Annotated in this window: 12 protein-coding genes; 9 read left to right on the top strand and 3 right to left on the bottom strand. The window is 44.3% G+C overall.

Annotated features, from left to right (window positions below; all coding sequences use genetic code 11):
* Positions 1-40: 40 nt before the first annotated feature.
* Complete coding sequence (gene nhaC, locus Q0A08_RS14105; RefSeq protein ID WP_438462158.1) at positions 41-1,522, bottom strand: Na+/H+ antiporter NhaC; 1,482 nt, start codon at positions 1,520-1,522, stop codon at positions 41-43.
* Positions 1,523-1,920: 398 nt separating this feature from the next.
* On the opposite strand from nhaC, the gene Q0A08_RS14100 reads away from it, so the two are divergent.
* Complete coding sequence (locus Q0A08_RS14100) at positions 1,921-2,814, top strand: TIM barrel protein (protein ID WP_438462157.1); 894 nt, start codon at positions 1,921-1,923, stop codon at positions 2,812-2,814.
* A gap of 93 nt (positions 2,815-2,907) precedes the next feature.
* Positions 2,908-4,074, top strand: a complete 1,167-nt coding sequence (locus Q0A08_RS14095) for a Gfo/Idh/MocA family protein (RefSeq protein WP_438462156.1) — start codon at positions 2,908-2,910, stop codon at positions 4,072-4,074.
* Between the two features lie 30 nt (positions 4,075-4,104).
* On the opposite strand, the gene Q0A08_RS14090 is transcribed toward Q0A08_RS14095, so the two are convergent.
* On the bottom strand, positions 4,105-5,118 hold the full coding sequence (locus tag Q0A08_RS14090) for a LacI family DNA-binding transcriptional regulator (RefSeq protein WP_438462155.1): 1,014 nt from the start codon (positions 5,116-5,118) through the stop codon (positions 4,105-4,107).
* Positions 5,119-5,245: 127 nt separating this feature from the next.
* Positions 5,246-6,136: a TIM barrel protein gene (locus tag Q0A08_RS14085; protein WP_438462154.1), complete on the bottom strand. Its 891-nt coding sequence runs from the start codon at positions 6,134-6,136 to the stop codon at positions 5,246-5,248.
* A 177-nt stretch (positions 6,137-6,313) separates the two neighbouring features.
* Between Q0A08_RS14085 and Q0A08_RS14080 the strand changes: the two genes are divergently transcribed.
* The 7 genes from Q0A08_RS14080 to Q0A08_RS14050 all read left to right on the top strand — a co-directional run bounded on the left by Q0A08_RS14080 (position 6,314) and on the right by Q0A08_RS14050 (position 14,896).
* Positions 6,314-7,255 carry a substrate-binding domain-containing protein gene (locus Q0A08_RS14080; protein ID WP_438462153.1) on the top strand — a complete coding sequence of 314 codons (942 nt, stop codon included), beginning with the start codon at positions 6,314-6,316 and terminating at the stop codon, positions 7,253-7,255.
* Positions 7,256-7,364: 109 nt separating this feature from the next.
* The gene (locus Q0A08_RS14075) at positions 7,365-8,915 is read left to right on the top strand and encodes a sugar ABC transporter ATP-binding protein (protein WP_438462152.1); all 1,551 of its coding nucleotides are present in this window, start codon (positions 7,365-7,367) and stop codon (positions 8,913-8,915) included.
* Positions 8,915-9,889, top strand: coding sequence for an ABC transporter permease (locus tag Q0A08_RS14070; RefSeq protein WP_046015788.1), 975 nt, complete (start codon positions 8,915-8,917; stop codon positions 9,887-9,889). The genes Q0A08_RS14075 and Q0A08_RS14070 overlap by 1 nt, the downstream gene beginning before the upstream one ends.
* A gap of 47 nt (positions 9,890-9,936) precedes the next feature.
* Positions 9,937-11,793 (top strand): 3D-(3,5/4)-trihydroxycyclohexane-1,2-dione acylhydrolase (decyclizing), encoded by a 1,857-nt coding sequence (gene iolD, locus Q0A08_RS14065; protein ID WP_438462151.1) that lies wholly within the window; start codon positions 9,937-9,939, stop codon positions 11,791-11,793.
* 12 nt (positions 11,794-11,805) lie between these two features.
* Positions 11,806-12,981, top strand: coding sequence for a Gfo/Idh/MocA family protein (locus Q0A08_RS14060; RefSeq protein WP_438462150.1), 1,176 nt, complete (start codon positions 11,806-11,808; stop codon positions 12,979-12,981).
* Positions 12,978-13,973 carry a 5-dehydro-2-deoxygluconokinase gene (gene iolC, locus Q0A08_RS14055; RefSeq protein ID WP_438462149.1) on the top strand — a complete coding sequence of 332 codons (996 nt, stop codon included), beginning with the start codon at positions 12,978-12,980 and terminating at the stop codon, positions 13,971-13,973. Before Q0A08_RS14060 ends, iolC begins: the two co-directional genes overlap by 4 nt.
* Before the next feature lie 77 nt (positions 13,974-14,050).
* Entirely contained in the window at positions 14,051-14,896 is an 846-nt protein-coding gene (locus tag Q0A08_RS14050) for a 5-deoxy-glucuronate isomerase (RefSeq protein ID WP_046015792.1), read from the top strand.
* The last annotated feature ends 4 nt before the right edge of the window (positions 14,897-14,900 follow it).

The raw sequence follows: 14,900 nt of genomic DNA, 5'->3' as shown, positions 1-14,900 counted from the left end.
AAGACAGGGGCTGGTTTTTGTTTGTATAAGAAAACGCTAATTAAGCTGGGTTTTCTATTTTATTGCTAGTGCTTTGTTGTGCTTGGGTATCTGTCTCACTTTCTTCTGCTTCGGCGGTTTTACAGAACCAGCCCGTTTGCGCATAGAGAATGCCAATGGCAGGTGATAACCAGCAGGCAAAAGCTAAAGGAATATAGAGTAGGGCAGAATAATCGCCTCCCGCCACACTTAAGCCTAGAGCACCCATTACAAATGCACCGCCAGCGTTCCAAGGAATCAAAGGTGAAACAAGTGTGCCACCTTCTTCAATAGCACGTGATAAGTTAAGACGGCTGTAACCTAGCTTGTTGTATTCAGGTCCATACATGCGGCCCGGTAATGCGATAGAAAGGTAAACATCACCTGATACCACGTTAGTCGCAACTGAGGTCAAAATAGCGTTAGTTTGTAGGCCTTTGAAACTCTTAGTTGTGCGCATGATGGCACCAACGACAGATTCAAGACAGCCAGTACGCTCTAGTGCGCCACCAAAAGCGAGGGCAAACATCATCAAGGTGATTACCCAAGTCATGGATGTCACACCACCACGATTCAATAGGCTATTTAATGAATCTGTGCCTGTGTCTATTTTAAAGCCGCTATGAGCATAGGTAAGTACTTCATTGAAGTTGTAACCATAGTTAGCCGCAGCGATAACACCACCTAGAATGAAACCAGCAAAAAGTGCTGGAATTGGCGAGACTTTGAAAAAGGCTAAGGTCATCACAACAATAAGAGGCAATAGCGGTAGAAAGCCGATATCAAAATTGTCTGCTAAGCCTTGCTTGAAGCTATTGATCTGCTCTAATTGCGACAGGTCCGTCACACTTGAACCACCCACAAAAAGATAAATCACAAAGGCGATAATCATGGATGGGATAGTGGTTGGCATCATGTTTTTAATGTGATCAAACACATTCGTTTCAGTTACCGCTGCTGCCAAGTTAGTGGTATCTGAAAGAGGGGAGATCTTATCCCCAAAAAACGCACCAGATACGACGGCACCTGCGGTCCAGTAAACCGGAATTTCAAAGGCGGAACCTATACCGATCAGTGCCAAGCCGACAGTACCGACTGTGGTCCAACTGGTACCGATAGAGACAGAAACCACGGCGCATAACATCATGCTGGCGGCTAAGAACCATTGTGGATCAATCAGCTCAAGGCCGTAATAAATCAAGGTAGGTACAGTACCGCTAGCAATCCAAGTACTGACCAACATACCTACGACGATTAAAGTCGCGATTGAAGGCATGGCAACATGTAATACATGAAAGGCACCTGACTCTATGTCCTTCCAACGGGAACCCTGCGACCAACCAACAATGGCGGTAATGGCAAAACCAATAGCAAGGGCGATATGAGGGGTGAAGTCATCATAATAGAAAAGTTGAATGCCGAGTAAACCTATCGTTAACACAATGGGAATTAGGGCAACACCTAAACTGGGAATTGTGACTGGGGTGGTAGTCTTTTGTTTCATAGGTAGCTTCCTATTTATTATTTTTAGAATACTTCAAGTCACTATTTTCAGCCTGTTCGAATAATGCGTGAGTGGTTTTATCTTACCCACTTAGATATTTGAGGAAGGGGCCATGCCGCCAAAATCTTTCGTTATCACGACAAACTTCAAACTATTTGCGACAAAATTGGTGAGAAAACACTCAGTAAGCGAATGGTTTTAGGTAACTCTCAAGCGTTTAGGTTTGTTGGGTAGAGGCGATGTGAGCTGAAAAGTGAGTCTTTTGATAAGTTTGATATTTGTCGTTTTGTTGCTTTTATGAGCATTAATTTGAGTTCTTCATATTGATTATTGCAAGCGCTTGCATTAATGTATTTATGGTCTTTTAAATTAACTTATTCGTAGGAAGTATAAAAATAATGAAACTTCAATTATCCAACGCGCCTTGTTCATGGGGAATCGAGTTTGCTGATAACCCTGATAATCCTTCTTGGCAAACTGTTTTATCTGAAATTTCTCAGGCAGGTTATAAAGCAACTGAATTAGGCCCACTGGGCTATTTGCCTACGGATAAGGCTGAATTATCAAACAGCCTACAAGAGAATGGATTGGGACTGATTGCAGGTACCATTTTTAAGCATCTGCATGACCCTGCCAAAAGAGCTGAAATTCTTGAATACACCCATGCCACTTGTAAGCTGTTACAGGCTCAAGATGCAAAGTATGTGGTAGTCATCGATCATGTTTCATCACCAAGAACAGATCAGGCAGGCCAAGTAGAAACCGCTTATCGTCTTCCTGATGAACAGTGGAATGAAATGATGACCACTATTCGTGAACTGGCCTTAGTCTGTCGTGAATACAATATTATCCCTGTTTTACACCCACATGCTGGTACCTTCATTGAGTATCGCGATGAAGTGGATAGAGCCATGGCTGAACTCGATAAGGACCTAGTGAGTTTATGCGTGGATACTGGTCACTGTGTTTATGCGGGTATTAACCCATCTGAATTGATTGAAACTTACCAAGATAGAGTTAAGTATCTGCACTTTAAGGATATTAATAAGCCTGTTCTTGAGGTCGTCACTGCCAATAATATTGATTTTTATAAAGCCATTGGTGATGGTGTATTTTGCCCATTAGGCCAAGGTTGTGTGGATTTTTCTGAAGTGAAATCAACGCTAGAAAAAATTGATTACCGAGGTTGGGTAACCGTTGAGCAAGATGTCGATCCAGCAGCGAAAGATAATAGCTCTTTGGAAAATGCAAAAGAGAGTCTGGCGTTTATTAACAAGAATCTGATTGCTTAATCAATCAAAAACAGTAGTTCCTCCTTGTTAGAAAAGTAACCTCGTGTTGCTTTTCTCTTTTTTTGTTAAGCATGATGGTGTGAGGTTATTCGTATGATAGCAAATCCTGTGATTGATGCTTTAGGGCGTAAACTAAGATTGGGTGTGATAGGTGGTGGCCCTGGTTCTTTTATTGGCATAGTGCATCGAGGGGCTGCGACACTTGAAGAATATTATGATGTGGTAGCTGGGGTTTTTTCATCCAACCCTGATAAATCGATTGCCAGTGCTGAACAGCTTGGTATTGATCGAGGTTATGCTAATCCAGAAGAAATGATTCTGGCGGAATCTGCAAGAGAAGATGGTGTCGATGTTATTGCCATTATGACACCCAATAATAGTCATTATGAGATCGCCTGTTTGGCTATTGAACATGGCTTTCATGTCATGTGTGAAAAACCCTTAACCAATGAATTAGATCAAGCCTTGGATTTGGTGCGAAGAGTGCAGGCGTCTGAACTAGAGTGCTGCGTCGCATACGGATACTCAGGTTACCCTATGGTGCGTGAAGCTAAAGCATTAATTGCTGCTGGTGAGTTAGGTGAAATTCGCATGGTGCAGTGTGATTATGTGCAAGGGCATTTGGCTGAGCTGACACCATCAGAAATAGATAAAACTAATTGGCATATGGACCCAGAAATCGCGGGTCCTTCTTTGATATTGGGAGACATTGCTACCCATTGTTATCACCTAGCGTCATTTGTAACGGGTATGGAACCGAGCGAATTAAGTGCCGATGTAACCAGTCTAGTGCCTGGAAGAGAGGCCGATGATTATGCTGGCATACTAACTCGTTACGCGAATAATGCTCGTGGTAATTTTTACATCACCCAAGCTGCAGCAGGGGCTGACCATGGTTTATACATTCGTGTCTTTGGTAGTAAAGGCGGGATTGAATGGCATCAAGAGCAACCCAATCAACTGCTTGTTCGTAGCTTAGATCAAGGTACCAGATTATTGCAGAAAGGCGGTGTCGGCTTACATGAGGCTGCCAATCGCGTGACTCGTATTGCCATCGGTCATCCAGAGGGATATCGCGAAGCTTTCGCTAACCTTTATAGCGATTTAGCGGAGGCGGTTGTGGCTCAAAAAACAGGTAAGGCAGCGCACCCATTGGCTTATTCTTTCCCTGATATTGAAGCCGGTGCACAAGGGGTTAAATTTGTGCAGGCAGCACTGAAATCGAGTAATAACCAAGGTAAATGGACTGAGTTGGAATAAAGCGAAATGAAGGGCGAGAGGGCATCGGTATTAGGATTTTAAGGTGCCTCTTTCGACCAACTTGCAAGGTAGCAAACGTGTCTCAGTTCCCAGCTCTGGGTTTTCAATGCGGGCAATAATAATATCCACGGCAGCCAAGACCATTTGCTGAATGGGTTGTTGCACTGTACTTAGATTGTAAGCGCCCCAAGAAGCCATCAAGATGTCGTTAAAGCCTAAGATGCCAATATCTTCAGGGCACTGCTTACCTAACTCTCTTGCCGTATCTAGAGTGGCAATCGCAAGAATGTCATCCCCACAAAAAATGGCGTCTATGTCTTGGTTTCGAGTTAATAACTCATAAGATTTTTGACGTCCAGCTTCATAAGAATAAGAGCTGCAATGCTCTATAGTAACCAGCTCATGGCCGTTTTCTTTTAAGGTATCAATCACGCTTTGCTTGCGATCTATAGTGGTCGTAGCGTCTTCAGGGCCGCCTAAAAATGCAATTCTTTGATAGCCCTTTTGCAGGAGTAACTCTGCACCTAATTTACCACCACCACTGTTATCAGCGGTTACTATGTTGATTTCACCGCTGGTATTAGCTCGACCAAACATAATGGTCGCTGGTAATTTTGCTTTGGCGCAAACTTCGGCAAAAATCGTGGGTAATACAGAAGAGATAAAGAGCACACCATCAACACGGTATTGGAGTAAACGGTCTAAAATAGCTTCGGGTTCACACTTTTCGGTGAGGTTCTCTAACAAGCAGCGATAGCCTCTTGCATGTAATTCTCGGGTGATTAAATCGAATACTTCAATAAAGGCGGGGTTTTCAAAATTACTTGAAACTATGCCAATGAGTTTAGTGCGATTGGTCATCAAAGATTGAGCCAAAATATTAGGTTTGTAACCTAATGCCTTGGCTGCTTTTTCTATTTTATCTTTGGTTTTAGGTGACACGCTGGCACCATCGGTAAATGCACGTGAAACAGCGGACAATGAAACACCAGCTTTCTCTGCAACTTCTTTTTGCGTTACATGTTTGAATCTGTTTTCTGACATAAGCTAGTTAACCCCATTTAGGCGCATTTCCATGCAAATACTCGTATAAAGTCGGCAATTATACAACAACTACAAAATGAGTGTTATTCAAATCAATCACCTACTGATTAAATAGTATCCTACTAATTTAGGATATTCTTAAACTATTCAGGTATTGATGATTACTTATGGCGTCTTGAAGGCTGGATTGAGCAAGTGGATCGCACTCTTGTTCAACCGTGGCCCAACCACTAAAATTTACCTCTTCCATGGCTTTGAATAAGCGGCCAAAGTCACACTCTCCTTTGCCCAAATTACAGAACAAACCCTGTTTGATTGCGTCATAAAAATTGACTCTGTCACGAATGACTCTTTCTTTTACTAAGGGATCTGTGTCTTTAAAATGCAAGTAAGTGGTACGCGCTTGATGTTTGAGATAAAACGCAATTGGATCAAAGCCTGCGAATAAACAATGGCCTGTGTCTATGCACAAAGATAGGTACTTTTCATCAACGCTTTCTAAGGTGTTTTCTATCTCATCTTGGTATTCGATAAAGCCTGCAGCATGGCCATGTAGGGCAATATCAAGGCCGTATTCTAAGCTTCCTATTTTGGCAATGGTGTCGATTCTATCCATCATGCTAGACCAGTCTTTACCGGTTAAACGCCTTGATTCTTCTGGTCTGCCTGAGGTTAAAGCGCGTTCAGCAGCAATCGAATCTATCAATACACCTGTGCTAGCGCCATGTGAAACCAAGGCTTTAAACGTACGATGAGCGCCGTCTAAAACATCTTCCCATGCGGCTGGATCATGAAACGGGCGATAGACAACACCCGCGGTCAATTGCAACTCACGTGCAGCCAAAGCGTCACCTAAAATACTTGGATCTTCTGGAAAAAAACCAACAGGCCCGAGTTCAATTCCATTAAATCCGGCGGCTTTATTTTCATCTAATACCTTATGCCATTCTGGATTTTCTGGATTATTCGCCTGTTCAACTCCCCAAGAGCAAGGTGCATTGCCTAAGTCTAACTTCATGCTTCTACGTCCTAATTTATTCAATACTTGATCTTACTCATAATAAGTTTTGAATTTATTATTGCAAGCGCTTGCAATAATAAATTCATATTGCTAGTCTGATTAAAGAGTGATCAGGCTGGTGTACTGACTTCATCAGCTTCCACTTGTTGAGACTCAATATAGGATGAAATAAAAATGATAAAAAAAACCTTATTAGCTGCCGCTGTCATTTGCTCTGCATCAAATATCGCACTTGCTGACTCTCTTGTGATTGGTGCTCCCATGCCATCTTTCGCAGATAAATGGATGAGTTATTTGTTTGAAGGTGTGAATGAGTTTGATGACAAACACGCTGATGTTGAAATCAAAATGACAGACGCCAATGAAGATCCAAGTAAGATGCTAAATGACGTGGATAACTTTATTGATGCGGGTGTTAACTCCTTACTCGTAGTACCAACCGATGTTGCCATTGTTAAGCCTATCTCTAAAAAAGCCAATCGTGCTGGCATCCCTCTTGTCATAGTTAACCGCTTACCAAGCGAAAAAACCATGCGTAAAGTTGACGCTTATGTAGGTTCTGAATCTATTCAAGCGGGCATTATTCAGGGTGAAAGTGTGGCCGGTATGCTAGATGGCAAGCAAGGTAATGTTGCTATCCTGTTAGGTGCTTTGGGTCATGAAGCACAGATCCAACGTACTGCAGGTAATAAAAAAGTTTTCGAAAAATATTCCAATATCAAGGTTGTTGCTGAGCAAGAAGGTCGTTGGGATAGAGCTAAAGCTTTGCAAATTGTAGAAGATTTATTGCAAGCGCACCCTGAAATTAATGTCATCGTTGCCAACAATGATGAAATGGCGATTGGTGCGTTACTGGCTGCTCGTAAAGCCGGTAAAACCGATGCTGACATGATTATCTCTGGTGTCGATGCTACTCCTGATGCGCTTGAGTACCTAGGTTCAGGTTTGGATTCAACTGTTTTCCAAAGTGCACGTGGCCAAGGTTACGGTGGTGCTGAGATCGCGTACAAGCTAGCTATGGGTCAGAAGGTTCAGAAAATGAACTGGATCGATTTTGAGTTAGTTGCCGAAGACAGAAAAATGGAATACCTAATGAAATACGCTGCTAAGCAGTAATAGGTAAGCGTGTGCTTCCCTAAGTAAGAGATGTACCAAAGAGTAGAGGGCGGTTGCAGAGGTCGCCCTCTATTTAAAATGACTGACACATATAAAAATAATATTGCTTATGACTAACTCCGACAGCATTTTAGAAATGATCAATGTGAGTAAGACTTTTCCAGGAGTCAAAGCGCTTGATCAAGTCAACCTGACAATCCGTAAAGGCAGCATCCATGCACTCATGGGTGAAAACGGAGCAGGCAAATCAACCTTAATGAAAATTTTGTACGGCCTTTATACTCCAGATGAAGGCGGCGAAATTTTATTTGATGGCCAACCTTTTACCCCTAAGGTGCCGATCGATGCAATTCGTACCGGATTGGCCATGGTGCCTCAAGAAATCAGCCCATCCGGTAACTTATCTGTCGCCGCTAATTTCTTTCTCGGTCGCGAATTAAGAAAAGGTTTCTTAATGGATCATCAGGCCATGAATAAGGAAACCGCTAAGGTCCTAGAGGAATTAGGTATTCCCATGGAAGTGGAAACCTTGATGCAAGACGTCTCGGTGGCTAAAGCGCAACTATTAGCTATAGCAACCGCAGTGTCCTACGACGCCAAACTTATCATCATGGATGAGCCAACCACCGCCTTAACCGAATCAGAAGTACAACAGCTATATAAGATAGTGCGTAAGGTGCAAGAAAGAGGTATCTCGATTATCTATATCTCCCACAAATTGGGCGAGGTGTTTGAGCTAGCAGATGAAGTGTCTGTCATTCGAGATGGTGAGTACATAGGCACCAAAAAAACGTCAGATATCACCAAAGAAGCGCTGATCAATATGATGGTTGGTCGTGAAATGGATGAAATGTTTGAGCGTGAAAGAGTTGAAATAGGAGAAACCCTATTAGAGGTGAATAACCTGTCTTTACCGGGCAAGTTTGAAGATATCAGTTTCGATGTCAAAAAAGGCGAAGTCTTTGGTATTGCTGGACTCGTTGGCGCAGGTCGAAGCGAAGTGGTCGAGGCCATCTTTGGTTATAAAGCGGCGCAATCTGGTGATATTTATTTACACGGCAAACGCGTCGAAATTTATAAGCCGATGGATGCCATTAAGCGACGCATTGGCTTTGTGACTGAGGATAGAAAACTCACAGGCCTGATGCTCAATATGAGCGTTACCGACAACATGATCATGCCTGAGCTAAGTCCTTACGTTAAATCTGGTTTGATTTCAGATGAGCTTGCCTCCCATGTGGCTGAAGACATGAAGAAGCAATTACGCATCAAAACGCCCACGGTCGATACCATTATCGATAACCTCTCGGGCGGTAACCAACAGAAGGTTTTGATTGCTCGCTGGCTATTACTTGAACCTGAAGTGCTGATCCTAGATGAGCCAACCAAAGGGATAGATGTTGGCGCCAAAGCCGAAATTTATAAACTCATTGTTGAGCTCGCCAAACTGGGTAAAGCCATCATCATCGTCTCTTCCGAAATGTTAGAACTCTTGTCACTGAGTGATCGAATTATGGTCATGGCTGAAGGGCGTGAGATAGGCATAGTGGACAGAGAACAGGCCACACAAGAAGTTATTTTAGAAATGGCTGCAGGTGGTGACGTACCAAGCGAACAAACAATCGACACATCAGACTTGCGCATAGAAGGGGTTGCCTAATGGATTCTTTAGCAAATAAGAGTTTAACAAAAACGAATTACACAGAATTTCTCAACAAGTACGGCATGCTCATTATCTTGGTGCTTTTGTTTGTTGCTTTGTCTTTAAAAATAGATGGCTTTGCCTCTATTCGTAACGTGCTCAGTATTTTAGAACAGGTGTCCATGTTCGGCATTATTGCCATCGGGGTTACCTTTGCCATAGTCACTGGTGGTATTGATTTATCGGGTGGTTCTATTGTGGCGTTAGCGTCGGTTGTCGGAGCAAGCATAGTCACAGGATCAGAAGGTTATGGCATGACCATATTTGCCTTTGGTGCTGCTTTATTTGTTGGCAGTGTCTGTGGACTGATCAATGGCTCGATTACCGCTTATGGGCGTATCCCTCCTTTTATTGCCACCTTAGGCATGATGACAATGGCCCGTGGTATGGCGCAATTATTCAGTGATGGTCGTCCTGTTGATGCGAGCTCTGATGCGTTTACCTCAATTGGTGATGGCACAGTATTTGGCATTCCAGGCTTGGTAATCATCTATGTGCTAGTGGCGGTTGTTTGTCACGTCATGATGAGCCGTATGACCTTTGGTCGTCATGTTTTCGCCATCGGTGGTAATGTTAAAACCGCCAGAATTTGTGGTGTAAACGTCGAAATTACCTTAGTCAAAGTCTATGTTTTAGCAGGTGCTTTAGCGGGTTTGGCGGGTGCTATGTTGGCCTCACGTGCTTATGCAGGTAATCCAACGTTCGGCAACATGTGGGAGCTAGATGCCATCGCTGCAGCCGTTATCGGTGGTACATCCTTAGCAGGCGGTGTGGGTTCTGTTGGTATGTGTATTGTCGGCGCTTTGATTATCGGTGTGATGAACAAGGGCCTAAATATGTTGGGCGTAGACCCTTACTGGCAGCAGATTATCAAGGGCATGATCATCATCAGTGCCGTGTTATTGGATGCACAAAAACGTAAAAAAGCCTAATAACTGGGATTAGCACATCCCCTATAACTACTGAAAAGAGACATGATATGAAAACGGTTCGCCTTACACTCGCCGAAGCATTAGTGAAGTATTTAGTTGCACAGAAAATTGAAATCAATGGACAAGTTGAGCCTTTATTTGGCTGTTCTTTTGCCATCTTTGGACACGGTAATGTGACCTGTTTAGGCCAGCAGTTAAAGAATGCTGAAGACGAGTTGCCGACTTGGCGTGGTCAGAACGAGCAATCTATGGCGATGGCTGCTGTCGCTTATGCCAAAGCGAATAAGCGTCAAAAAATTGGTATTGCTTCAGCATCCATTGGTCCAGGTGCGACCAATATGATTACCGCAGCAGGTATTGCTCACACCAACAGATTACCTTTGTTGATGTTTGCAGGGGATGCTTATGTGAGCCGTTTGCCTGACCCAGTGTTGCAGCAAACTGAGCATTTTCATAATCCATCGACCACAGCGAATGATGCTTTCAAAGCAGTGACTCGCTATTGGGACAGGATTATCCACCCAGCTCAAATTTTGCAAACCTTGCCACAAGCGATTGATACCTTGTTGGATCCAGCAGATTGCGGCCCTGTGTTTATCGGTTTACCGCAAGATATTCAAGGTGTGGCGTATGACTACCCGGAGCAATTCTTCGCAGAGAAAGTGCATAGAATTCGTCGTCCTGAACCTGAAATGCGCGACCTAGAAGAGGCCGTTAAGTTAATTAGCCAAGCAGAGCGTCCTTTGATTATCAGTGGTGGCGGTGTGCATTACTCGCAAGCAACTGATGAGCTAGCGCAATTTGCTAAGAAACATAATGTGCCAGTCATAGAAACCATTGCTGGGCGCGCCACTATGTTGCAAGACAACCCATTAAACGGTGGTCCAATCGGGGTAACTGGCTCTAATTCTGCCAACTATCTAGCAGCTCATGCGGATGTGGTTGTGGCGATAGGAACTCGTTTACAGGACTTCACCACGGGTTCTTGGTCTGTGTTTAGAAACCCTGACCTTAAAATTATCAGCATCAATGTGGGTCGACATGATGCGATTAAACACTTATCCATGCCGATTATCGCCGATGCCAAGGTCACCATGACTAAAATCAGCCACTTGTTAGCGGATTGGCAAGGGTCGACTGATTGGTCTAGCCAAGCTACAAAGCAAGCGGATGATTGGAAAGCCCTTTGTAATGACAGAATGGCGGTAGCTGGGGATGAAATGGCCTCTTATGCACAGGTTATTGGTGCTGTGAACCGTTTATCTGAAGCAGGCGATACCGTATTGACTGCGGCAGGTGGATTACCCGCTGAGCTAAATATGAACTGGCAGAGCAAGCAGATTGGTAAGTTTGATATCGAGTTTGGCTTCTCTTGCATGGGGTATGAAATTGCAGGCGGCTGGGGCGCGAAAATCGCGAACCCAGACAATGATGTTGTGGTCATGGTGGGCGATGGTTCCTACATGATACTTAACTCAGACATCTACAGCTCGGTTTTATCAGGCCACAAGATGATCATTGTTGTCTGTGATAACGCGGGTTTTGCTGTGATCAACAAGCTGCAAAACAACACAGGTAATGAGTCCTTCAACAACCTATTAAAAGACTGTCGTCGTGAAAATCCAGAGACAGAATTTGCCCGAGTGGATTTTGCTAAACATGCAGAAGCCCAAGGCGCTATCAGTGAAAAAGTAGGCTCTATGCAAGACTTTGATGCGGCCTTTGCCCGTGCTAAAGCAGCCGATAGAACCTCTGTCATAGTGGTTGATATCGACTCCACCAAGTGGTCTAGCTGTGATTGCTGGTGGGAAGTGGGTTTACCAGAAGTGACTCGCGATGAAAGAACCGAAAAAGCCGTATCAGATTTTAGTGCAGGGCGTACACATCAACGTCCTGGCGTGTAAGAGGAAGTGACAATGTTTAGTGAAGAAATAAATAAAGCAGAAGCGTTACGTTGGGCCATGGTCGGTGGCGGTCGTGGATCACAAATCGGTTATGCCCACAGATCAGGTGCTAGCCGTGATGGTCACTTTAAATTGGTTGCGGGTGCTTTTGATATTGATGCGGATCGTTGCCGTGATTTCGGTATTAACTTGGGTCTGGATGCGGATCGTTGTTATGCAGATTATCAAGTCATGTTTGAGACAGAAGCCAAACGTGAAGATGGTATCCAAGCCGTGTCTATCGCAACGCCAAATGGCACTCACTACGCTATTTCTAAAGCGGCTTTATTAGCGGGCTTGCATGTGGTTTGTGAAAAACCCGTGACCTTTACCGTGGCAGAAGCGCAAGAACTTAAAGAGATTGCGAGCCAGCATAACCGCATCTTTGGCGTTATGTATGGCTACACGGGTTTCCAAATGATTCATCAGGCGAAAGAGATGATTCAACGTGGTGATCTAGGTGAGATTCGCGTTATCAACATGCAGTTCGCCCACGGTTTCCATGCTACCGAAGTGGAGAAAAATGACCCAGGTGCTAAATGGCGCATGAACCCAGAAGTTTCAGGCCCGACTTATGTTTTGGGTGATGTGGGTACACATGCTTTTTACCTAGCCCAATTAATGGCAGGTTTAACCGTCGATTCTTTGTGCTGTACTCGTCAGAGTTTTGTGAAATCCCGTGCGCCGTTAGAAGACAACGCCCATGTGATGATGCGCTTTACCAATGGTGCTGTCGGCACATTATGGGCAAGCGGTGTAAATGCGGGTTCTATGCACCAGCAGAAGATACGTGTGATAGGTGAAAAGGCCAGTATCGAATGGTGGGATGAAAGACCAAACCAACTCAGCTATGAAATTCAAGGTGAACCTGCACGCGTATTAGAGCGTGGTATGGGTTATCTACATAATGATGATCTAGGTGTGAGCAGCAACCGTATTGGTGGTGGCCATGCTGAAGGTTTCTTTGAATCTTGGGCCAATTTATATAGCCGTTTTGGTCTTGTGATGAAGGCCATGAATGCGGGCGATTTAGAAACAGTGAATAACACCTGGTACCCAGATATTGATGCGGGTATCGAAGGGGTTCAACTCTTAGAACGTTGTGTTGAATCAGCCGATGACAATGCTAAATGGGTTGATTTTGCATGATGGATTTTAACTTTCCAAAAGATAGGCCGATCGATGTGATCTGCCTTGGCCGTGCCGGCGTTGACCTTTACGCCAAGGAAGAGAATACCGACTTCCTTGATGTTTCTGGCTTCGACAAACATGTGGGTGGTTCTCCTGCCAATATCGCTGTGGCCTTGGCTCGCTTAGGGGCAAAACCCGGTTTGATTTCTTGTGTTTCTGACGATGGTTTAGGTCGATATGTATGCGATTACCTAAACCGCGAAGGGGTGGATACACGGGGTGTTGTGCTGGATGCCTCCGGCACACGTACCAGTTTGGCCATTACCGAAATGAAGGCAAAAGACTGTGAAGTGGTGATCTATCGTCATAATGCGGCGGACTTATCCCTCACGGCTGAGCAAGTAAACCAGTCTTATATTGCCAGTGCCAAAGTTTTGTTAGTCACAGGGACGGCTTTGTCATCTAGCCCTTCTCGGGAAGCCTGCTTAGTGGCAATTCAATACGCTAAAGCCGCTGGCACAAAAGTGGTTTTAGATGTGGATTACCGAGCTTACTCTTGGGCGTCGCCAGAAGATTCAGCGACCTACTATCAGCTAGTGGCATCCATGTCAGACATAGTCATAGGTAACCGTGAAGAATTTGATGTGATGGAGCACCTTGTCGACCAAGGCAATAAAGACGATGACAAGACAGCGAAACGCTTCCTTACAGGATCAACTCAAGTGGTCATTATTAAGGCCGGTGAATTTGGTTCCAAGGTATACACACGAGACGGCGAGTACTTCGCACAAGGCATCTTCCCGGTTGAAGTGAAAAAGCCTTTTGGTGCGGGTGATTCTTTTGCTGGAGCACTGCTGTATTCACTGCTTCAAGGGGACACCTTAGCCAATGGCGTGAAGCTGGGTTCGGCTGCCGCTGCTATCAATGTTTCTCGTAAAACCTGTACGGATGCCATGCCAACCAAACAAGAATTATTAGACTTTATCGAACAAAGAAATGTTGCAGCCTAGCTGGCTCTATTAACCACAGCTCGGCTTAAAAAAGACTATAAAAAATTATAAACGAATACTCTGGAAGGATAAGAATTATGGGAAAGCATATTGCTGCTTATAACAATGAGAACAAACCGATTATTGATGTGAATGACGACACCACACCACTGATTTATTTCAATCAGGTGTTCTTAGAACAAGGTGAAAGTCACACTTATCAGTTAGATGAATATGAGACAGCTGTCGTGCTTGCTGGCGGTACTTGTAGCATCAAGGTTAATGATGAGGTGTTTGATAACATCGGCAAACGTAAAAATGTCTGGGACGGTAACCCTGCGGCTGTTTATGCTCCTTTGGGTGCGACGGTTGTGATTACCTGTGTGTCTGAAAATGCTGACATCATGGTTGCTGGTGGTAAGTTTGAAGAAACCCTTGAGCCATTTGAAGTGAAACCAGAAGACAGCGACCAAGTGCAGTACGGCAGTGACGACACCAAAACACACCGTAAAATTAAGCACATCCTAGGGCAGAAAAATGCGGGTCAAAGAGGGCGTTTGCTAGTGAGCGAACTCTTTACCGTCGGCGCAGGGGGCTGGTCTGGTTTTCCTGCTCATAAACATGATACTGAGCGTCTACCAAAAGAAACTCGCTACGAAGAAGTGTATCAGTTCCGTTTTAATCCGGATCAAGGTTTTGGTGCCCAATTCTTATATGAGCACGAAGACGATATTGGCCCTGTTTACCATATTAAAAACCGCAGTGTGATTGCTATCGATAAGGGCTACCACCCTTGTGTTGCCGCGCCTGGTTATGAAATGTATTACTTCACTGTCATTGTGGGCGAACACTCTAAGTCTCTCATTCAACACTTTGATCCGCACCATGAATATCAGATACATACTATCCCTGGTATCAAGGACATGATCAGCAAATTCAAGTAATGGA

It is taken from the genome of Marinomonas sp. PE14-40 (assembly GCF_051623805.1).
GTDB lineage: Bacteria > Pseudomonadota > Gammaproteobacteria > Pseudomonadales > Marinomonadaceae > Marinomonas.
Note: the sequence above shows the minus strand (reverse complement) of the source record. Positions and strands in the feature narration are given on the sequence as shown.